The organism is Paenibacillus sp. HW567 (assembly GCF_000374185.1).
GTDB lineage: Bacteria > Bacillota > Bacilli > Paenibacillales > Paenibacillaceae > Paenibacillus_AQ.
Genome location: NZ_KB910518.1, coordinates 6,799,962 through 6,822,678, shown reverse-complemented (window position 1 = coordinate 6,822,678; position 22,717 = coordinate 6,799,962). Strand labels below are relative to the sequence as shown.

Below are 22,717 nucleotides of genomic sequence, written 5' to 3'. Positions count from 1 at the left end.
GACATTACAGAGAATCCCCCAGACGGCTGCCGTATTGGAGCGCGGTATACTGTTGGTATTCACCAGACTGAATGCGAGTCCACCATTCCCGGTTATTCAGATACCACTGGATCGTTTCCTTAATTCCTGTTTCAAACGTATGTTTAGGCTTCCAGCCCAGGTCTCTCGTTATCTTGGTGGGATTAATGCCATAGCGGCGGTCATGGCCCGGACGATCCTGAACATACGTTATCAGCGAATCCGGCTTGCCCAGCTCCTGCAGCACCGTATTCACGATATGCACATTTGTGCGCTCATTGTTGCCGCCAATATTATATACCTCGCCATTCACACCTTCATGAATAACCAGATCAATCGCGCTGCAATGATCCTCAACATACAGCCAATCACGGATATTCATTCCATCACCATACACCGGCAGCGCCTGATCCGCCAGCGCACGCGAAATCATCAGCGGAATCAGCTTCTCAGGGAACTGATACGGGCCGTAGTTATTGGAGCAGCGGGTGATATTTACCGGCAAGCCAAAAGTCTCATGATATGCACGCACCAGCAAATCCCCGCCCGCCTTGCTGGCGGAATAAGGACTGTTCGGAGTCAGAGGAGTTTCTTCGGTAAACAACCCGGTAGCTCCAAGCGTTCCATACACCTCATCTGTAGATACCTGAACGAACTTGTTCACACTATATTTTTTCGCCGCATCCAAAAGTACCTGCGTACCCAGCACATTCGTCTTCACAAACACATCCGGCTCCAAAATACTCCGGTCCACATGCGATTCCGCCGCAAAGTTGACAACCACATCAACCCCCTGGCTGATCAGCGCATCCATCGCCTGCACATCTGTAATGTCGGCCTTAGCAAACGTATAATTAGGGTGATTTTCGATTGACTTCAAATTCTCCAGATTTCCAGCATACGTCAGCGCATCCACGTTGACGATCTTATACTCCGGGTGCTGCTGCAGCATGTACATTACAAAATTGCTGCCGATAAATCCGGCCCCGCCGGTAACGAGCAGTTTCATGTGTTAACCCCACCTTTTGTTCATTAAAATATGATGCAGCCGTTATTATTCGAAGTTCAACTCTGCATCCTTTAACAGCGGATGACGCTTGTCTTTATCGGACAACACAGGCGCAGACGTCGGCCAATCAATGCCTAGCGCCGGATCACTCCATAATATGCCGCGGTCATTCTCAGGGGAATAATATTCGTCCACTTTGTATAAGACTTGGGTGTTTGGCACCAGTGTGCAGAACCCGTGAGCGAAGCCTTTTGGCACGAGCAGTTGGCGTTTGTTATGTTCACTGAGGATAACACCCACCCACTGGCCAAAAGTCGGAGAGCTGCGGCGGATATCAACGATTACGTCATAAATAGCCCCTGAGAGCACACGAATCAGCTTCGTCTGTGCCTTGGGATTCAATTGATAATGCAGCCCCCGGAGTACCCCAACCTCTGCTGAGAGGGATTGATTGTCTTGGATGAACTTGTAGTTCACACCAACCTTTTGCATAACCTCTTCATTGTAACTTTCCATAAAAAAACCCCGGTTGTCACCATGGACAACCGGTTCAAGAAGGATTGCGCCTTGAAGTTTTAAAGGAGTGACTTTCATTCTGGAGTTCCTCCTCTTTTCTATAGTTTTAATTTACCAAACTCTTCATCGAACATAGTATATTTAGCCAACTCGTTCGCCCTGGCTAAAGAAGCGTGAGTGCCAGCATCCGTCCACCAGCCGTCTAGGATATCATATGTGAGCTGATTTCTTTTAATATATGCATTGTTTACATCGGTTACTTCGAGTTCTCCACGATGAGACGGAGAGAGGGTTTTGATGATATCGAAAACACTGCTATCAAACATATATATGCCAGTCACTGCAAAACTGCTCTTAGGAAGTTGTGGCTTTTCCTCGATAGAAACGATCTTATCCCCCTGCAGTTCAGGCACACCAAAACGCTGCGGATCAGAGACTTTTTGAATTAGAATCTTCGCACCACTAATTTGGGACTCAAAATTATTTACATAATGAGAAATATCCTCTTCAAATACATTGTCCCCAAGAATAACTACACTTCGATCAAAGCCTACAAACTGCTCCGCAAGTCCCAACGCCTGAGCTATTCCACCGGCTTCATCTTGAACTTTGTACGTGAATGAAACATTCATGGAGCCTCCACTCCCTAGTAAATTCACCACATCACCCATATGCTCTTTCCCGGTAACAACTAAAATATCATGTATTCCAGCTTGTTTGAGTTTATAAATGGCATGGAAGATCATCGGGTATTTGCCTACAGGAAGCAGATGTTTATTAGTAACTTTGGTCAGAGGGTATAGGCGGGAGCCTGTGCCTCCGGCTAGGATTATGCCTTTCAATGGAAACCCTCCAAATTTTTCAGTATTAACTAAATGTCTGCCAGACGAAACGATTTTAGCGAATAGATGAATGACTTTATCTTAATTTCACCGAGCTAACTCAAAACCTTTTTGATTGATACGGTAAAACAGAGGCGATGTCCTCTTTATTTATAATATTTCCAAATTTACTTACCACAATACTGGCAGTCTTGATACCAAGTAGATCAACATATCTATAATATAAATAACTGATCACAAAAAGTAGAGATACCGAAATAGTAAACATTAAACTAAAACTTAAATTATAAGAAAACTGACTACTAAAATAGTGCAATAGAAAGCTGGATAGTGAGTACAACATGAGTAAATGCAACAGGTATAATGAAAAGGATACCTCTCCTAAGAACAAACAAATGCGACTACTAAGTATTTTCTTTAAATACACTGAATTTAAGGCACAAATTAATAGCAAGAAAACTCCCGGGGTATAATAAAATTCATAGTAAGAATCAACCTTTAAGAAATTCAATTTTTAATAACCATATAAGCTTGTGGGCACACCAAATTGTTCCCGCCAAGGAAATGATCCAAAAATAATGCTAACAGAAAAATCACTTCTATGAAGATCACTTAATAGTAGACCCAAGAAAAAAGAAAGGTAGTAACTGTTCCAGAAAAAAAATAAAAAAACAAAGGATATATAATATAATGAAGTCTTGTTTTTCTAAATACAAGCATAAATGTATAAATTATAATTGAACCGAAAAACTCATATTTCAAATTCCACAAAATCAAATTATAATTTTGTTTACCCTGAAAGACAACTCCATACAATGCTTTTTTTGACGCTTGAAAGAAATCTGTATATTCCTTTTAACCAACCAAGTGAATTTGTTATTTCATTTGCATGTGAATTATAAAATAATCCTAGAGCAAGAAAGCAGAATGCTAATAAAATTGAGCCTGCTATGGGAATGTTCAAGCGAATGTATCTTTTTATACTGGACAGTGAAAAGTTCTTGTCGAAAAATCGACGCATAGAAAAATAACCCAATTGAGCGAATTATGGTATCCTTTAGTTCTCACACGAAAGGAATAATCGCCAAATGGGTTACAACAAGCAGTTTGCCCTATTTGTAGGCGATTGAACATACCAATGCTCAAATATATGAACAATCTATTACTTCCCTTCCGTTCGTGCTTCTCCAGACAAGCCACGTTCGAATGGTTTGTTGTTATCGTTGTGGGTTTCATGCTACGTTCCGACCATTTGGGTGTGACTTCCTTGATTCGGGATCTCTCGCTGAATAGTCGCTGCTACGAGATCCTAATTCACTTCTTCCGTTCGTCCGCTGGTCCAACTCGTCGCTTCGGCAGAGATGGCTTCAGGTCGTGCGACAGCATGCGCCTTTGCTGTTGATTCAGAATCGCGTGGTCCTCGTGGGGGACGGCATGAAACAAGCCAAGGAAGGCCGCCGGATGCCAGGGGTCAAGAAACTCCATCAGGAATCCGAAAATATCTCCAAGGGTGACTAAGTCCAAGGGCTAAGGTAAGACGCCGTCCCATGTCGTTCAGATGATTGAACAAGGCTTCGAGGCTGCGGAAGGTTTTGGTCAAGCGCTGCTGCTCCTGGATCGTTACTTCTTGTCGGTTCCAGCCTTAGAACAGTTGAAGTCTTGCCACCAAGCTTCCGAAGCCCGCATGCACCTGGTAAGGAAAGCCAAATCTAATGCGTTCGCCTACGAACTCCCCCCTGCGAAGAAGCCCGGGCGTGGCCGACTGCCGAAAAACGGCCCTGCGGTCAAACTCAAGGAGTTATTCGTGACTCGCGCTGCCGAATTTCAAACCACAACCCTTGTGCTGTACGGCAAAGAAGAGACGGTTCAATTTCTGTGCCTGGAGCTGCTTTGGGGCCAGGGCTTGTATCAGGAATTGCGCTTTGTACTGGTGGTGCATGAGGGCCGCCGCTCCATTTTGGTTAGTACCGATTTGAGCCTGGCGGCCCCCGACATTATCCGCTTGTACGGTTATCGCTTCAAAATTGAGTGTACATTTCGTGAAATGAAGCAAGTCACTCACGCCTTTGGCTACCGCTTCTGGAGCAAGTCCATGCCGAAGTTGAACCGGTTTTTGAAAAAAGAGGAAACACATCCGCTCGAAGCCGTAAAAAACGAACAGAACCGGCAGCGCATCCAGAAAACGATCCAGGAGATCGAAGGCTTTGTGATGTGCCAGTGCATTTCGATGGGACTGCTTCAGTTGATCGCCTTGCGTTTTTCAGGCCGAACATTGGGGTTGTTTTTCCGCTATCTACGAACGCCCTCCCATGCTGTGGTCTCAGAGGCCAACGTTGCCGCTTATTTACGCAAGTCTATTTTTCGCCTGTTTGCTCAAAATCCTCACTTATCCATAACGAAAATAATTAAATTCTAAACAGGAAAATGCTGATGTGGAGCACGATTCGTTGGTTTCTTAGCGCTATAGAACTTTTGACTGTCCAGTTTTTATAATATTCCCTAAGAAATCATTGAATTTATAGTTCTCAACACCCCAATATTTGTAACTCAAAACAAAGCCACTAAGTATGAAAAAAATAAAAACAGCAAAGCTTCCATTATAAAAGACATTTAACGGTGATCCAGACACGAATAGCTCGAAAGAATTATACACATCACTCGTATTTCCTGTATGCAGGGCTGGGAAGAAACTTAGAGTATAATGAGAAAATACAACTACTAATGCAGCCACACCACGGAGGCCATTTAAATAAAGCAGTTTGCTATCGGACATTTCGGCCTCCAGTAATTAATAATATAACAAAATTTCTATTCATCCCTTCATTATCCTGATACTATTTATCAAGATTATCCAAAATATCATTCAAACCACTCTCGATACTATATTGTGGAGACCATCCTAATTCCCTTAACTTGCCATTATCTAAATAACTATGTAGAATATCTCCTTTTCTTGGACGTTCATATTTAGGAGAAATGTTAGTATTTAAACCTTTATTCATTAAGTCATAAAGGTTATTTAAAGAAACTCCACTACCTGTACTTACATTAAACACTTCATTGTCACCATTATTTATTACAAACAAATTTGCATTAACAATATCCTTCACATAAATGAAATCTCTAGTTTGTTCACCATCACCAAAGAATATTGGAACTTCTTTATTGAGCAGTCGGTCCAAGAATATTGCTATTACACCGCCTTCACCTGTAGAATCTTGTCTCTTCCCATATACGTTAGCATAACGTAGTATGGTGAAAGAAAGTTCCTTAGTGCTGCAGAAAGTTTTTATATATTGCTCAGGAGTATGTTTCGATATTCCGTAATATGATACAGGACGGATTGGATGCTCCTCATCTATTGGTAGATAATTAGGGTTACCATAAGCGGCAGCTGAGGACGCATAGATTATTTTCTTTACACCTGCATTGCTACAGTATTCGAGAAGTTTTATAGTACCTAGTATGTTGGTTGTAGCATCATCAATAGGATTAAACATAGATTTTTGTACACTTACTTGAGCTGCATGATGGAAAACTATTTCGGGTTGGAACTCAATTATTAATCGTTCTGCTTCTGATGTCATAAAATCCACTTCACAAAAATAAGCAGATTTATTTAAATTCGTGATTAACCCGGTCGATAAATTATCAATTACCATAACTTCATGACCATTACTTATCAATTCATCTACTATATGTGACCCAATAAACCCACAACCGCCGGTTACTAATATTTTCATAGTTATCCACCCTTATTATTTATTACGATTCGACAATACTATTCTTCTAAAAAAGGATAATGCTATTAGTAAACTTATAGAAAGTAGAGCGATAGAAATTATATATGCTATTAACTTTGGTAAGTTACTTTTCAATCTATTCGATTTTGTTATTCTAATAATTTCCTCAGAAGGAGTCTTAGAGTTCAGATTAATTGTATGAGGAACTCCATTATTTATTTCAACCTTACCAGACCATTCATGCTTCCCGAAGATTAGTTGGACATCCTTCTTGAAAGATAGATTTAACATTTGAGGATTGTGGTTGCCACCAGTGGATACAATAGATCCCTCTTTATAAATCCATCCATTTGAAACATTAATTTTCTGAATATTAATATCATTATCATCAATAATGATTCTCTTTAACCAAACCTCATTTCTATTAGTTTGAATAGTTGTACTTTTGGGGTTCAAGGTTATACTTGTATATTTCATTGGGTCAAAGAAGCTTTGTGGAATAATTACAATTAGAGTGAAAAAACTAATTAAAACAACTAAAAGTAATTTAAGTACTTTTTTAAAAGTTTGATTATTCGTCATAGAGTTTATACTTTTTCTTATTAAGTAACCAATAACAAAAAAACTAAAAACAATAAGATAACTATAAACAAAGATAATATACCCGATCTCTTTATTGTGAATTGGTATAAATATCTCACTAAACGAATAAGAAAATAAAAGAGCTAACAATAACGTTGCTGTTTTTTTGATTTTCGCCTTCATTCTTGTAACAACTCCAGTTTTTATTTAAACCACCTATTCAGATTCAACTTCAAAAACAGTTTTATAAGTAATTTCCCCTTTTTGGTGTTAAAAATTCTCATCAATTCATACTTTAGATTATTATCGATCTCCTGGTCCTGTGAATACCCCAATTCAGGGTATGAGACAGCAGGGTTATTCCACATATACCCGGGACCATTCATATAGAGCAAATTAAATATCTCATTCCCGTACTGCTTATAAATTTCTATATGAAACTGGCTTATCTTATAATATAGATCATTTACAATTTCCCGATTGAATTGTCTAGACATTGAATTATTCCGAATCCGATAATAAACCAGTGCTTCAGGTATACTGATCCCCGCACATCCATTTTCACTCATATTTATCCACGACTCATGATCTTCCATGCCCTTTTCCATTTCCAATTTGTTAATCCCATACTTTAAAAAATGTTCTTTTTTAATTACCGCAAAAGCACTAAGCATATTGGTCAACAAAAGTAACGGGAGTTCAGTGTCAAAAGTAACCCAAACGTCCTCTCGTAAACCAAAGAAACGCACCCACGAGTAAACAAAAGAAACATTTCTATAACTTTCAAGGATTGTAATACATCTTTGGTAATATTCAGGTGCGATCAAATCATCTGAATCTAAGAAAGTTATAAAATCACTCTTTGCAGCATGAGCCCCAACATTACGGGCATTAGAAAGTCCTCCATTAGTAATATGAAGAACTCTTACAAAAGGCATCGACGATTCAATTTTCCGCAACACATCGATACTTTCTACATCATCACTACCATCATTTACAATGATAATTTCTATTTCATTGTAAGTACTCTCAGTTACACTGTGAATAGTCTCTAATATCATTGACCCCATATTGTAAAACGGGATAATTACAGATAGCCCACCCTTTTCATCTATCCCAATATTCTTCCACTTCATAGAGGGAATGCTTGAGTTAATTGGATATTCTACATTTTGATTTCTTATATTTTTCTCGATATAACGGTCCAAATCTATCTTGACATCATTATCCTTCTCAATGTAAAGCACATTCATTGATTTCTGTAGTACATCACGTACTGTTCTATCCCACGTCAAGATAAAATGCGACGCATCAATTGAGAATTGATTCTTTCTGTTCACCCAATATTCTGGAAATCTATATAAACTAGCGTTAAAGGAAGAAGGGTTTATTGAATTTTGTATTGTAACTATAGTTGCTGTAATTAATGCAGGATGTTTACACCAAAAATTTTGCACCAGAAAATACGGAAGTGCTCTATTATTATTATTGATTAGGATACATACTGGTTCTTTGTTGAATTTCCGCTGTTCGATAATAGTATTAGATAAATTTAAAGAACAAGAAAAGTCTTCGTTTAATTCTATATCTGATGGAATTAAATTAGAAAACACAACCATATCCTTTGAATCAAACCATTTTCTCTTCAAAACACCATCTTGTACAAATATTTTATGGGCATGCTCACACAGCCAGTCTTCAAATGGTTGTGGTAACTTTTGGCTCAATCTACTTTCAATATACCAAATTTCCATTTAAACACCGCCATAATATTAGAATCTTCTTTTAAACTCTCTATGCAAACGCTCTAGCACCTTAACCAGCATTTTCCCTCTTCTCCCACTAACTGCATCAACTTTATATTTGAGTCGCTGGTATATTTTTCTCGCAGCATCATGATTTTGTTGTCCCATGTTGGAATAAATCGAAGAATTGGAATGAATTAGGTAAGGATATAACACATAAGGATTCCATTCATTATTTCGTGTTGAATAATGAGTGCTGTAAATGTATTGTTCTTCTTTGACATTAAGGATTCCCGCTTCACCTTGTGTAATATATTCCTTTGGTAGAATATAGCCTGTCATTCGGAGAAACCTTTTTTCGCCTAATTCTTTTAATCTGATATCGTATATATCTCTAAGAGATTTACTAAACTCATCAAGCCTAAAAACAGCTCTTGTTAATCTATTATAGTCACTATAAGTATTAGGTTCTAGTAGGCTATACTGTTCATAATGATCAGTGTTTTTATATTGTGCACCCACATATTGTACAGAATCATTTGCATCTAAGATATCTAAAGATGCTGTGATGTATTCAGTATCAATAAAATCATTAGCATAACAAGTTAGGATGTATTTATTTACTGGCAGTAAATCATCAGAATTGCCATCAATCTTTGAAGCATATCTTAGTTTTCCAAGATAATGAACCGGCGTACCATAAGAATTATTTTTAAGAATATAACTTTTATCTTTATCCACCCTTGGGTGAGTCATTAATGAAATGGATCGCTGCTCACTAATTTCCCCTTCATCCAAAATTATTATAGATAACTTACTCTCCTCTAATACTTTTACCTTATCAGCAGGCTGATTAAAAGCAAACAAGCCCTCATAAATAACATTGAATTCCTGATTGTTAATCACCCTATAAGGTATACTAATGCGATGCCTTATTTCGTCATTATCCAACAAACATTCCATTTGTTTAACGAGGTCACTAGATGTACCATGATATAACAATGCATTTTTTTGATGGTTAAAATAATCTCTAAAAGCAGGAATATCATTAGCAATTATTGGAACCCCAACATTATATAATTCATGGATACTATAACAAAAAGATTCAACATAGTTTGGAAAAACAGCAAATCGTACATTTACCAATAGTTGTTCTAATTCCTTATGATTAAGTTGTCCTGTAAAAACAAACCTATGTTTCAAATGATTTGGTATCCGCAAAAGAAGTTGTTCTTTGTAGGGTTTTCCATTTAAATCCAATCCATCATATCCAATAAGATAAAAAACACTATCATTTTCAGGTCGTTTTATCATCAATGCTATTGCAGCATCAACAAAAAGATCCACTCCTTTTAACTGAAATATACGTCCGTAAAATATAACATTTTTCTGATTCTCATAAGTATTATATTTCACATCATCCCACAATTCTACGGGAGGAGGAGAAACAACAACTCTTTCCGGATTTACAGCGTAACGCTGAATATATATTTCCCCCCAAGAATTAGACGGTACCAGTAAAACATCAGCATCTTGCATAACTTCTTTTTCCATTTGATACATTTGAAGTTTATTTAAATCAAAACTATTAGGTACCTGTTCTAGATCCATTAAGTCAATTGTGCAATGTGCTCTTGCTGCAAGAACAGTTTTTGAAAATAAACCCTCAAATCGTTTTGCTTTAACTGAGAAATAGCCGATACCTACATAATCAAAAAATTCAATGTAATCTATTTGCTGGAGGAGACTTAACTTATTGAGCCCTCTAAAAAAACGGTAACTTTTTTGCAAAAATACATTAGAAAATTTTTCTCCATAAGCTTCATCTTGTATCCACTCAGACAAACATATTATTCTTAAATTATCGCTATTTGGTAGACTCGGCTGAAAATCCTTAGTAAATAATTCACATTCATGTTTTGGCATATCTAATAGTAGAACTACCCGGTTATCTGAGTTTTTAAGCAACTGGTGCATAGCATTATAAATGAATACACCGCACCCACCGGCATTAATGGGGTAAAGTTCATAGGAAGTAAAGACATATGTTCTAACCATATATTATTTCTCCTCAAGAAATCTTTGGACACTTGACTCTGATTCAATATCATTCTCCGCTTTCCACACACCATACAAATCCATTATTTCCCTCTTATTTTTCAGTGCGTACTCAGCTTTCTTAGCAATTTCAATTGGATCATCAGGTCTATTAACAATGAGATAATCTTTCAAAGGGCTACCCTCAAAATAATGATGATTCGGCCCTGTTAAACAAGGAATGCCTAAGTTCATACTCTCCAATGGAAGTAGAGGAGCACATTCAGAAAACGTTACATAAAAGTTGATATCGTTAGATGCCAGAGCAGCTAAAAGCTCCTCCCTAGGAACTGCCACGTCAGCCCCCTCCATCTTCACATTTAATTGCTGAGCAAAAGACTTCATTCTATTATTATATGGAATGGCATTTATACTCGCATTTTTAATTAGACTTACTGCTGCAATTTGAGTATATGCATTTTTATTCCAAGTATTTCCTGATGCATATATACCAATTCTCACATCTTCACCACGAATTATTTCTTTATTTTTCAGAAAATTGAAATTTTCATCTTTCACAGTATTCTTCACAAAGAAACTTGGAAATCCATTGTCTTCATACAGATCAGCCATACTTTTCTTTGCAAATCCCCAACCACTTACTATACCTTCATTACAGAGTTGAATAATCTCTTGGTACCGACTCCATGAGTAGTCTTCATACATATGAGTTGTATTGCCATGCCAGTAAATTTTTATTTGTATGGTAGAGTCTACACTCTTAATGTATTTCGCTAAATCATAATAACCAATAGCAAAACCACTAAAAATAATCACTTTTGGTTTACGTTTACTAATTAAATTCCCTATATCCATTATTTCATTTGCATCAAATAACTCTTTAATGGGGAGCGTAAACGGAAATAGTTCTTGAGTAGAATGCGAGACTCCTAACCATTCGGGCTGATGAATGGCAACACTCGTCCCTTCAGGAATCAGTGCCAGTTTATTCTCAAGAAAATTATAACGGCTATTACTTCTCTCGCTTTGCTTATTACTAGGCCAGGTCACTTCATTAGTGCTATTCGCCTTATCATATTGTTTTTTAGATTTCATACGATGTTTGCGGATAATATTAAGCATCTTTCTAACTGGCTTCGAAAGTCTATAAACACGGTCTAAACTTCGTAACTTGGTAATAGATCTCCATGCAAGCGAAGACTCTATTTCGTATAGTCGAGACTCTAAAAGGACTTTATATGAGTTTAAATGTGTTACTTCCATAAATTTACTTTCAAGTTCCTCGGTTTGAGAATTAAAACTTAATGAGAGACTCTGATAAAGTTGGTTTAACTCGGAGTACTTACTACTAAGTTTATTCTTTTCGTCATTAAGTAAATAAATTTCTGATGTTTGTTCATCTATCCTTTTCTTATTTTTATCATTCTCATTTTTTTCACTTAATAATTCTTGTTCTAAAAAAGTCAATTCTCTTTGCATTTGGGATTCTTTCTCTATTCGTTCCTTTAACTCTAGTCCCCTCCAACCTATTTCACCTTCAAATTTCGCTATAGTTGGTCGAATCTTATCATCCATTAATTGAAGGCGTGAGAACATCACTTTATTCTCTATATCATCTACACTCCAACTGTCTGATAATTTTATATAGTATATATCTTGTTCAGAGGCCACTTTTGTTAATACTGAACAAAGTAAATTCAATTTCGAGTAATCATGGACTAATGAGTGCTGCCAACATCCATTATGGTCCATAAACTTCAATTCTGAACTTTCAGTAAAGTTATTTTCGAAATGAATAACTCCATGTTTGGCAACTCGAATAAGTTCCAATAATATTCCCTCTATATCAGCAGGATTAATATGAATAAGTACAGATACTGTATAAACAAAATCAAAATAATTATCAGGGTAAGGAAGCTTCGTTCTCGGCTCAATTAGGGTAATATTTTTTATTAAATCCTGCTTATGAGAGAGTCGATTCTTTAAACTCTCTAACATTGTAGGGCTTTGATCAACCCCATAGACTTCTATATTGGGTATATCACTCAAATAATCCACATGTCTTCCAAATCCTACTCCGAACTCTAAAACTTTAGTATCTTTAGGCATTTTAGAGAAAATATGTGTCAAAACCACTTCCTGAATTCCATATAGAGGTTGTAATGAACGTCTTTTCTCAACCTCATCCGCCCATCCCATTCCATTATTTTGCCACCATGCTTCATTTTCGAATACGTTATTCTTCATATAATCCACCCTCTGTTTCAATTCTAATTGGAACATGAACCTTATAATGAACAGGCCGATCAATTTTCCTTATAACCTCGAAAGAACTAGCTCCATCAATTTGCTCAAATAAAAAAACGTCAGAATAGTCACGATCCGTTACACTATTTACAGCAACCGATACGGAATAACTACCTTGTCTAAGCCATATAGGAAAATTAAATTTCACTATTTTTTTTTCATGTTTTTCTAAAGAAATTAAAATAACATGTTCATCAAACATGGTTGTTCCAAATAAATCTATCCCTGTGATGTCCCTGATTAAAAAGGATACATTGATATCTTGCACTTTTTCTTTAGAGTACAAAGAACATATCAAAGAGGCTTGCTCACCAAATTCATACGCTTTAGTTGGTTCTCCAAGTTGATTGGCCATGTATACATCTCTAAAGGATACAAGTCCTGAACCATATCTGAACCCTGAATTTAATTGAATATTAGGAACTTCTTCTGTACTTTCATTATTTTGAAATGAATCATTACTGTTGTATTGATTCATTTCATCTCGAATCATGGCCAGATAATGATTCGTAATCTTTTCCGAAGTTCCTTCATCTACTAAATTCCCATGTGATATTAGTATTGCCGAATGACACATCGACTTTATTGCATCCACAGAATGACTAACAAACAGCAAGCTGACCCCGTTATCTTTTAGTTGGCGCATTTTAGAAACACATTTTGCTTGAAATGCAGCATCTCCAACCGCCAGAATCTCATCAATAATTAATATGTCGGGTTCCATATGAATAGCTACAGAGAAAGCTAATCTAGCAAACATACCACTAGAATAGGTCTTAACTGGTTGGTCAATATGCTCTCCAATATCTGCAAAACTTTCTATTTCAGAGAACTTTCCCTCTATAGTTTCTCTGCTAATCCCAAACATAGTAGCATTCAAATAAACATTCTCCCTACCTGTAAATTCAGGATTAAAACCAGAGCCCAACTCGAGAAGTGCAACAACTTTCCCGAATACCTCTACTGTCCCTGTAGTCGGAGTTACTGTCCCAGCAATAATCTGCAATAAGGTAGACTTCCCTGAACCATTTTTCCCTACAATTCCTACTGTGTCTCCTTTTTTAACCTCAAACGTTATGGAATTAAGTGCAGAAAATGCTTGATGTCTTTTCTGTTTTTTTGAAATATTAAAGAGATCCTTCAATCTATCAGCAGGTGTATTATACATTTTGTACACTTTAGATACGTTACTCACTTTTATTGCGACTTCATCAAATGACATCTGCAAATCCCTTCCTTAAATAATTGAAAATCGTTAGTCCAAGAATAAAAATAATAAACGAAATAAAAAATGATGTTATATAACTCGAAATTGAAAATAACTCCCCGTTTATGAATACATCTCTAAAGTGATTAATTATTGGAGCAATGGGATTCAAATGAATTAAGAACCTAAACCTTGCTGGAAGTGAATCAGCGGAATAAAATATTGGTGACATATAAAATAGAATATTCACAAGGAGACCTACTACATAAACTAAGTCTTTTATATATATACCAAACGCTGCAACAATCAGAGCAAATCCAAGTGACAGAAGCATAATTGGAATTAAAACCAAAGGAACGAATATAAGAGTCCAGTTAGGCGTATTTAAAAAAAGTAATTTCCCCAGTATTAAAAGTCCAACTGAAAAAAAACTGTTAATTACAGTGGAAAGAACTATACTAGTAGGAAGTATCTCAATCGGAATTACAACCTTTTTTATATAGTTTGCACTTTGACCTAATAGACTTACAGACCGGTTAACTGATTCAGAGAAAATTTGAAATGGGACAAGTCCTGCGAAAATCATCATAGTGTAGAGCATTTTTCCATCTTGCTGAATTGATGAGCTCCCCCATTTCGATTTAAATACACTAACAAAAATAAAACTATACACTCCCAACATTAATAGAGGAGATAGTAATGCCCATATTACACCAAGGAGTGACCCTTTATATCTTTGTTGAAAATCTCTTTTTGTAAACTCAAAGAGTAAATCTTTTGATTTAAATAGACTTACCAGGTAGTTCTGTGTCCTTTTATAAAAATTCATTTTCATCGCCTTATCTTTTTTTGATTTTTATAACTCCAATGAATTAATAATTTATTGTTAGTTATTGTTGAAACATATTATATCACCTCAAAATCCCGCTATACGCTATATGCGTATCTAATCTGAAAGGCTGTTACTTAAGATAATAAACCAGCTAGCTCTGTCATTGTACTATATGCTAAAATATTGACGTACCTACAGGAAAAGGAGATTATAACGTGTCGAAACCAGTATACGGTAAAAATGCTGCTCAGTCGAGAAATGTTGAAAAGATATCCAGCCCGGTGTGGGCATTGGTTGTTGCTTTCATTATGTTTTTGGTGTGGACCCCGTTTCAAGTAGGATTGTTTAATGGACAGCAGATTGATTTTGAAAGGCCGATCTACGTAGCGTCGTTGCTCAGCGGCCTGCTGCTGCTAGTCTGGATGGGCTTGTTCTATAAGAAGTTCAAGCTGGAGGAGCAGAGCGACTTGCTGGCTGTGGCTTCGATATTGCTGCCCATAACATATGCGCTATCGTTATTTGGTGCGGTTTCACATTATATGGCGATGAACATGCTCTTTGTTCAGAGTATGTATATTGCAATATTCATTATAGCGTTATATCTCTTGAAGCAAAAGCAACTAAATGTTGTCATTCAAAATGCCGTACTGGCGATTGCTTATTTCATTGTGGGCTTTGGACTGGTGAACTGGCTGGGCGGCTCGAAATTTGCCGCTGCGCTGGTGGGATGGTTCTCGAGCACAGTGCGCGGCGGTAAATACTTGGATGCGGTAATGACAGACTCGAACGGTCTGCGGCTTACGTCTGTTTTCCAATATGCGAATACATATGCAGCCTTTCTGATGGCATTTTTATTCGTAGCCGTTTTTGCTTTGGTTCGTTCTAAAAAATGGTACGGTACACTGACTCACGGATTTATGCTCGTGCCTATCATCGTGTCCCTGCTGCTAACCTTGTCCCGCGGCGGACTTGTCATGCTGCCCGTGGTTTTTATATTGTTGCTGTTATCCTTGAAGCCTACTAAGCAGATTCTCTGGATCATCCACCTTGGTATTGCCGGAGTTGCCTCCTTGGCCATTGCCAGCCCTCTGACGAATATCGGCACAGAGCTGAGCACCGCCTTCACTTCTGCCGCTGCATTTAAAGGCTGGGCTTATCTGATAGGAGCCTCCGCTGTTGTTGCCGGACTCGGCTGGGTAGTTCAACGTTTTGTGGCACCTTGGCTGGAGAACAAGCTCGGGGGCTGGGAATCCCGCAAGCTTTCGGGGATGTGGCTTCCGATGCTGTCCGTAGTGCTGGTCGCCGTTATTGCTTTTCTGCTGATCGGAACAAGTGTGCGCAGCATTCTGCCTGCCAATATGGAAACGCGTCTGGAGAACATCAACTTCAAGCAGCACAGTGTACTGGAGCGGATCACTTTCTACAAGGATGCTATGAAGGTCGTTAAGGATTATCCGATTATTGGCGCCGGGGGCGGCGGCTGGGCTTCGCTCTATGAGCACTACCAGAACAACCCGTATACAAGCCGTCAGGTGCACAACTTCTTCCTGCAATATTTGATTGAAGTCGGCATTGTCGGATTCATTGTGTTCATGGGCTTTATTGGCTATATCTTCTATAAATATGTGCGTGGATATCTCAAACGTGACAAAGATGAATTTCATAATGGATTCTTTTTCTACATCATTGCATTATCAATTCTTCTCCACAGCTTACTGGACTTTAACCTTAGCTATGCCTTTATGGGGATTCTAGTCTTTATCGGTCTTGCCGGAATGGGCGTTACAATGGACAGCAAGCCGCTGCGCCGCAACTGGAATAAAACAGGCATGCGTTTCGGTTACCTTGGAATCCTGGCGGTGGGCACAGTCTTCATGCTGTTCCTGTCGATCACAGCCATCAGCTCCAGCAGTTCGGCCATGAAGTTCAAACAAATCATGGGCGTGAGCCAGTCCTATGAGGAGCTTAAAGCACCTTTGATTGCAACCTTAAAGGACCGTCCGTATCATCCGGAAGCCGTCATCTACCTCTCTTCTATGGATCAGCAGGTGTACGGCCAGACCAAAGATGAGCAATACCTTAACGAAGATTACAGTATATTATCTCGTGCGCTAAAAGACGAGCCTTACAATAAGGATATATTAAAGCAATTAGCCGCTTATTATGATTTGAAGGGTCAGAGCGACCTCGCGTTCGCCATCTACCGGGATAATGCGGATAAGTTCAACTGGGATATTAAATGGTACGATGAGCTCATCAGACGTGCCCAGACTTTGGCAAGCGCCGCGAATGCCCAGAAAGACAAAACCAAAACTCAGGAATACGTGACAACAGGACTGAATGCATACAAGCATGTGACTGACGGTGTAGAACATCTGAAAACCCTGCCTAAAGAGCAGTTGCAAGGACGTCCGTTCTCGGTAACGCCAAGCATTGCCCTGAATGCCGGTAAACTTCAGGTACTAAATGGACAAAATGATGAAGCTGCGGCAACCTTAAAGCTTGGACTTGGCGACAATTATGCGGATGTCTTGAGCAGCGGCAACCTTTGGGATACGAATTGGTACAGTTCATTCATTGCCCGCTCTTATGATCTGGCTCAGCAAGCTTTCACACAGCAGGATGTTGACGGTAAAACAGCGTATCTGGATGCTGGCCTTAATGCTTATAATCAGGTCCTTGGAGACTTGAAAAGCCAGTCGCTCGCTGTCACTCCGGCGATTGTGCTGAATACAGGCAAAATCCAGCTAATGGCGGGTCAGATCCAGGCAGCCTCAGAGACCTTGAAGGCTGGACTGAGCGATAATTATAGTGATGCCACTAACCGCGAGATTGCCCGTTGGTACCTGGCAGCATTAAAGAAAGCTAACCTTGATCAGGATCAACCGATCTATGACAAGCTGATTGCTGCAGACGCTGCAGAAGCCGCGAAGATTGACGAAATTGTAAATACGCAGTACTAGACAATTTTGGAGTATAAACACAAACGGGTGTCGTCCTTAACTGAGGACAACACCCGTTTTTTCGTGTACTTTTGATATGCATAATTAAAGAGCGCTCTGCTGACTGAGTTCAGCGGAGCGCTCTTTTGAATATAAGAGATATATGTGTGCGGATTAGTTCGCCGCTTTCTGTGCTTCGCTGCTGATTACCTCTTTGAGGTAGTCTAGCAGGCCATCTTTAAGTTCTTCATGCTGAAGCGCATAGTGGATGGTTGTCTGGATGAAGCCCATTTTCTCGCCGACGTCATGACGTTTGCCTTCGAAATCGTAAGCAATGATCCGCTCCACTTCGCTTAAGCGAGCGATTGCATCCGTAAGCTGAATTTCCCCGCCTACACCTACCTGCTGTTCGCCAAGCATGTCGAAGATTCGCGGAGTCAGAATATAGCGGCCCAGAATCGCGAGATTGGACGGAGCCTCTTCTCTCTTCGGCTTTTCCACCAGACGGTTGGCTTTGTAGACCCTCTCGGCCAGCTCCGTGCCATCTACCAGACCATACCGTGAGACCTCGTCCCAGGGCACCGGCTGAACGCCGACAATGGAAGACTTGTATTGTTCATAGACTTCAATCATCTGCTTAAGGCAGGGCTTGTCTGCTTGGACGATATCATCTCCCAGCAGGACGGCAAACGGCTCATTTCCGATGAATTTGCGGGCACACCAGATGGCATGTCCGAGGCCTCTCGGTTCCTTTTGACGGATATAGTGTATGTCGGCCATTTCAGAGGATTTACGGACAGATTCCAGAAGCCCCCATTTTTGTTTCTCGGCCAAGTTAAACTCCAGCTCAAACGAATTGTCAAAATGGTCTTCAATTGCACGTTTGCCTTTCCCGGTTACAATAATGATATCCTCAATGCCGGAAGCAACAGCCTCTTCAACAATATATTGGATCGTTGGCTTATCTACTATGGGCAGCATTTCTTTGGGCATTGCTTTGGTCGCAGGCAGGAAGCGGGTGCCGAGACCGGCAGCGGGAATAATAGCCTTACGGATCTTCATGACATGACTCCTTCTATAATTTTCTCTTCAAATCCTGTTCAGACCTATTAGGAAAATAACATAATTACTTTAATTATAGCAGTTATGGGGGATTATTGGCAGTGAGGCTCTAGTGAATGCTGGAAAAAAAGGACCAGTGTGCCGGGAGTTTGTCTCTATCAACAAAACTCTCCTGACTCACTGGCCCTGAATTGATTCTTTAGGTTATTTGGCGTTTACCAATTGTCCGCGCGTTACTCCAAGCTGGTTGGTGGCCTTCAGGCTTTTCCATACCTGTGTGCCGGAAATTTCTCCGCGCAGTGCACGGCTGTAGAGGCTGATGACCTCTGCCACCTGCTCTGGCGTTTCTTCCAGAAACTCGACACGGAATGAGGAAACGCCCAGCTCGCGGAAATTGTTCAGGTATTCCGCGCCGGACTGCTCAACCGCATTGTAGACAGTGTTGCGGCAGCCTTCGTCCACGCGGACAGGATGCGACATGCCAATCCGGTCCTGGAGGGAAGCGCGCTGCTCCTCGCAGGGACGTCCGCAGTTGGTGTAGTCTGTGCCTTCGCTCATGAAGGTACAATAGACACAATGCTCTGTATGGAACATCGGCAAGTGCTGATGAATCACGACCTCCATGCGCGAAGTGTCGCTGCGTTCCAGGAGGTCAACCATCTGCTGGATGTTCAGATCGTAAGAAGGCGTGATTCTATCGCAGCCTGCCTCCAGGAACAGATCCACCGCTCTGTGATTGGCGATATTCAGCGAGAAATCGCCGATCAGGCGCGGATGCACAGCATCCGGCTGTTCCATGCGGCGCTTCAGGTAGTAATAAAGCGCGCCTGTGTTGCGCACCAGGACAGCATCCGGCTGCAAGCGCAGAATGTTGGCGTGGTAGCCGTTCTCGCCGGGCATATGAATGCGCGGCGTGGCCAGCGCGATGCTGGCCCCAGCAGCCCGTACAGCGTCCACCGCTGCCGGGAACTGCTTGATGAACTCGAAGTCGGCGTAAATGCTGGTTACGCCGGCCTCGAGGGCAGCCTGCACCTGCGGCAGGCTGCGGCACAGCGCGGTGAGCTCCGCTTCACCGCGAACGCCGGCGCCGCTGCGGGCAGCGCCGCCGTAGACCGCTACCTCCCGTTTCACGTATACGGGAGGTTTCGGGCGCTCGCCCGCAAGCAGTTCCACCGCGCGGCGGCGGATGCTGTTCAGCTCGCGCATAGGCACGATCACGTCGCCTTCCAGATGCGACTCCAATGCCTCAAGCTGGAACATGGTCCCGCCCAGGCGGCCGAATTGTTCTTCCAGCAGGGCGGCATCCATCGGACGCTTCTGCGCGGTCTCCAGCAGCAGCTCCGAATCCACACGGACGGTGACGTTCTTCTGCACGTCCGTCCACCAGGTGGCCAGCGGCTCTCCTGCGCGGCCCTCCACCTTGACCTGCACCGGGAATACCCGGTACGGCTTCTCGGTTTCGTAGGTCTGACGCAGCGTCTTGTCAAGCGCAGGGTCATTCGTCTTCCAGATGCGGTCGCCGACATGCAGACGGCGCAGGTCAACGTCATTTCTGCCCGGCACAATGTCGATAATCCAGCCTTCTCCGGCTTCGCCTTCCAGCTTCACGCCTTTGCGGCGCAGATCGTAGACGCGTCCGCCTTCTTCTTTTTGGGTCGGATCGCCCGCATCGAACACAATGCCGTCCCCCCGCTTAAGCGGGGCATGGATACGGCAGACCACGCCATCGCGGAGAATCTGTTCGACCGTTCCCATGTAGACGCCCCGGCTTTTCGGAAAGGTCCCGTCAACCAGCTTCTTATTGTTCGTTCCCTCCAGAAAGCCGTGCGTGAAGCCGCGTGAGAAGCTCTGCTGCAGCTCGCGTAAATCCTCCTTGGAGGTCTTGGACCAGTTCCCGTCAAAATACCGGTCAATCGCCTTACGGTATTTGCCGACCACATTCGCTACATATTCGGGGCTTTTGAGACGGCCTTCGATTTTGAAGGAGGTGACTCCCGCCTCGATCAGCTCCGGCATCAGATCAATCGCCGCGAGATCCTTGGGCGACAGCAAATAGGTCACATCGCCCATCGGCTTGACTTCCCCATCCACCATCAGATCATACGGCAGACGGCAGGCTTGGGCGCATTCACCGCGGTTCGCGGAGCGGCCGCCCCACATTTCCGAGGTCAGGCATTGGCCTGAATAGGAGACACACAGCGCACCGTGCACAAACACTTCCATCGGCAGACGGGCCTGCTCCCCAATCGTGCGGATCTGCTTCAGATTATTCTCGCGGCCGAGCACTACGCGCTCCAGCCCCCAAGGCTTCGTAAACTCCACCGCTTCCGGTGAAGTTATCGTCATTTGCGTGGAACCATGAATCGGAAAATCCGGCGTAATCTCGCGGATCAGCTTAACCAGCCCAAGATCCTGCACAATTACCGCGTCCACCCCGGCATCGACACAGGCGTCAATCAGCTCCTTGGCCTCTGCCAGCTCATTTTCAAACACCAGTATATTAAAGGTCAGAAAGCCTTTCACGCCATAGCTGTGCAGGAACGCCATAATTTCCGGCAGCTCGTCCATGCGGAAGTTATTGGCTCTCGCCCGTGCATTAAACTTTTCTACGCCAAAAAAGACAGCGTCCGCCCCATTCGCCACCGCCGCACGCATACAGTCCCAGTCACCCGCCGGAGCCAGCAGCTCCACGTCTTCTCTGCGTATTCCTTGCTCGTTCATTTATATCCTCCCAAACCGCCTTGCAGGCAGATCATTTATAGCTTTTTAACTTATTAATTGTATCAAAGATCACACCTGCGCGCCATCGGTTTACCAGGATTTATATAGATTTAAAAGCAACAAAGTCCTAGTATACTCGAGCATTCATCGTATCTTGTTATAAATTCCTTATATTCAGCTTATACGGCCTTAAGAGTGTTGTATAGAATACAGCATTCCCGCAGATCTCAGGCCGCAAATTGAGAATTGTTGCATGAAAGGCAGCATCTATCTATCTTCAACATGGATAAAGGGACAATAATTTGTATTTCGTGCAACAATCTACTGAAGACCGCCTAATTCAGCGCCAAAAGTTGTAAATCTTACATTATTTCATAAAACTCTCTGAGATCATACCTGTGGAAAGCCTTCAACTGGCTCATAGTAGCAAATATACGCATTTTTCAGTATCGGACGCAGCATTCCTTTTTCGGCCAATCCTTGCAGCCATTTCCGGGCTGTTCGAAAGTTAACATTATACTTGATCATGATATCCTTAGGGCGGATCCCCTTCTCAGTGCACCAAGCCATTCTTAGCACTTCTCTTTCCTGCGGGGAGATCGAAGGTGCGGATGCGTTTCTGATTAGTGTTGGTCCGATGACCATTTGCAGCAGCATGCGGCAAACTTCTGGACGCCTTTGTACATCATCGAATGAAAAATGAACGATCCTCCATCCCATGCCTGTCAGAAATGTATCCCGGTTCAAGGAGTAACTGAACTTTTCTCTGTCCATGTCTTTAACATGGCTCTGATAGCCGTCACATTCCAGTCCGAATTTCCCATAAGGCGGAAGAAAAGCAAGGTCTAGAAATTGCGATTTACGGTTCCAGTCGTACACTTCATACTCTGGATGCAGATGATCCAGGTTGCCGAATAAGGGCCACCATACATTTTGCAGCAGCAGCTTCTCAGCATATTGATGCCCTCTGGCCAACCGTCCCCTCCGCTCCCCTGTTCGTACATTTAAATGGCGCTCTACCAATGCTTCATGTTCCATTTCAAAACTTCCAACCACTATCCTCTTCACCTCTTTCCAAGTAGAAACGTCTGCGCCGTTCATAGAAGGATGGTATCCGTTTCAGCGAGAAATAT

At 41.4% G+C, this 22,717-nt stretch carries 16 protein-coding genes; 2 read left to right on the top strand and 14 right to left on the bottom strand.

The window, feature by feature from the left end; genetic code table 11:
- Positions 1-4: 4 nt before the first annotated feature.
- From rfbB to B212_RS0130330, 3 genes are read right to left on the bottom strand one after another with little or no spacing between them, the layout of a single operon-like run.
- Entirely contained in the window at positions 5-1,027 is a 1,023-nt protein-coding gene (rfbB, locus tag B212_RS0130340) for a dTDP-glucose 4,6-dehydratase (RefSeq protein WP_019915143.1), read from the bottom strand.
- Between the two features lie 45 nt (positions 1,028-1,072).
- Entirely contained in the window at positions 1,073-1,621 is a 549-nt protein-coding gene (rfbC, locus tag B212_RS0130335; RefSeq protein WP_019915142.1) for a dTDP-4-dehydrorhamnose 3,5-epimerase, read from the bottom strand.
- A 20-nt stretch (positions 1,622-1,641) separates the two neighbouring features.
- Entirely contained in the window at positions 1,642-2,385 is a 744-nt protein-coding gene (locus B212_RS0130330) for a sugar phosphate nucleotidyltransferase (RefSeq protein WP_019915141.1), read from the bottom strand.
- Between the two features lie 1,558 nt (positions 2,386-3,943).
- On the opposite strand from B212_RS0130330, the gene B212_RS32875 reads away from it, so the two are divergent.
- Positions 3,944-4,801: a hypothetical protein gene (locus B212_RS32875; RefSeq protein ID WP_019915139.1), complete on the top strand. Its 858-nt coding sequence runs from the start codon at positions 3,944-3,946 to the stop codon at positions 4,799-4,801.
- 45 nt (positions 4,802-4,846) lie between these two features.
- Here the strand turns inward: B212_RS32875 and B212_RS0130320 are convergent, their stop codons facing one another.
- From B212_RS0130320 to B212_RS0130285, 8 genes are all read right to left on the bottom strand, one after another.
- Positions 4,847-5,158: an acyltransferase family protein gene (locus B212_RS0130320; protein WP_019915138.1), complete on the bottom strand. Its 312-nt coding sequence runs from the start codon at positions 5,156-5,158 to the stop codon at positions 4,847-4,849.
- A gap of 61 nt (positions 5,159-5,219) precedes the next feature.
- Positions 5,220-6,128, bottom strand: coding sequence for an NAD-dependent epimerase/dehydratase family protein (locus B212_RS0130315; protein WP_019915137.1), 909 nt, complete (start codon positions 6,126-6,128; stop codon positions 5,220-5,222).
- Between the two features lie 15 nt (positions 6,129-6,143).
- Positions 6,144-6,893 (bottom strand): hypothetical protein, encoded by a 750-nt coding sequence (locus B212_RS0130310; RefSeq protein ID WP_019915136.1) that lies wholly within the window; start codon positions 6,891-6,893, stop codon positions 6,144-6,146.
- Between the two features lie 20 nt (positions 6,894-6,913).
- Positions 6,914-8,464: a glycosyltransferase family 2 protein gene (locus tag B212_RS33550; RefSeq protein ID WP_019915135.1), complete on the bottom strand. Its 1,551-nt coding sequence runs from the start codon at positions 8,462-8,464 to the stop codon at positions 6,914-6,916.
- Between the two features lie 18 nt (positions 8,465-8,482).
- Entirely contained in the window at positions 8,483-10,513 is a 2,031-nt protein-coding gene (locus tag B212_RS0130300) for a glycosyltransferase family 4 protein (protein WP_019915134.1), read from the bottom strand.
- A 3-nt stretch (positions 10,514-10,516) separates the two neighbouring features.
- Positions 10,517-12,760, bottom strand: a complete 2,244-nt coding sequence (locus B212_RS0130295; RefSeq protein WP_019915132.1) for a methyltransferase domain-containing protein — start codon at positions 12,758-12,760, stop codon at positions 10,517-10,519.
- Positions 12,750-14,042: an ABC transporter ATP-binding protein gene (locus tag B212_RS0130290; protein WP_019915131.1), complete on the bottom strand. Its 1,293-nt coding sequence runs from the start codon at positions 14,040-14,042 to the stop codon at positions 12,750-12,752. The genes B212_RS0130295 and B212_RS0130290 overlap by 11 nt, the downstream gene beginning before the upstream one ends.
- The gene (locus tag B212_RS0130285; protein ID WP_028531125.1) at positions 14,032-14,856 is read right to left on the bottom strand and encodes an ABC transporter permease; all 825 of its coding nucleotides are present in this window, start codon (positions 14,854-14,856) and stop codon (positions 14,032-14,034) included. The genes B212_RS0130290 and B212_RS0130285 overlap by 11 nt, the downstream gene beginning before the upstream one ends.
- 218 nt (positions 14,857-15,074) lie before the next feature.
- Between B212_RS0130285 and B212_RS0130280 the strand changes: the two genes are divergently transcribed.
- On the top strand, positions 15,075-17,822 hold the full coding sequence (locus B212_RS0130280; RefSeq protein ID WP_019915127.1) for an O-antigen ligase family protein: 2,748 nt from the start codon (positions 15,075-15,077) through the stop codon (positions 17,820-17,822).
- Positions 17,823-17,975: 153 nt separating this feature from the next.
- Here B212_RS0130280 and galU read toward each other — a convergent pair whose 3' ends face one another.
- The 3 genes from galU to B212_RS0130265 all read right to left on the bottom strand — a co-directional run bounded on the left by galU (position 17,976) and on the right by B212_RS0130265 (position 22,685).
- Positions 17,976-18,863 (bottom strand): UTP--glucose-1-phosphate uridylyltransferase GalU, encoded by an 888-nt coding sequence (gene galU, locus B212_RS0130275; protein WP_019915126.1) that lies wholly within the window; start codon positions 18,861-18,863, stop codon positions 17,976-17,978.
- Positions 18,864-19,067: 204 nt separating this feature from the next.
- Positions 19,068-21,584, bottom strand: a complete 2,517-nt coding sequence (locus B212_RS0130270) for a DUF3656 domain-containing U32 family peptidase (protein WP_019915125.1) — start codon at positions 21,582-21,584, stop codon at positions 19,068-19,070.
- Positions 21,585-21,974: 390 nt separating this feature from the next.
- The gene (locus B212_RS0130265) at positions 21,975-22,685 is read right to left on the bottom strand and encodes a hypothetical protein (protein ID WP_442950105.1); all 711 of its coding nucleotides are present in this window, start codon (positions 22,683-22,685) and stop codon (positions 21,975-21,977) included.
- Positions 22,686-22,717: the final 32 nt, after the last annotated feature.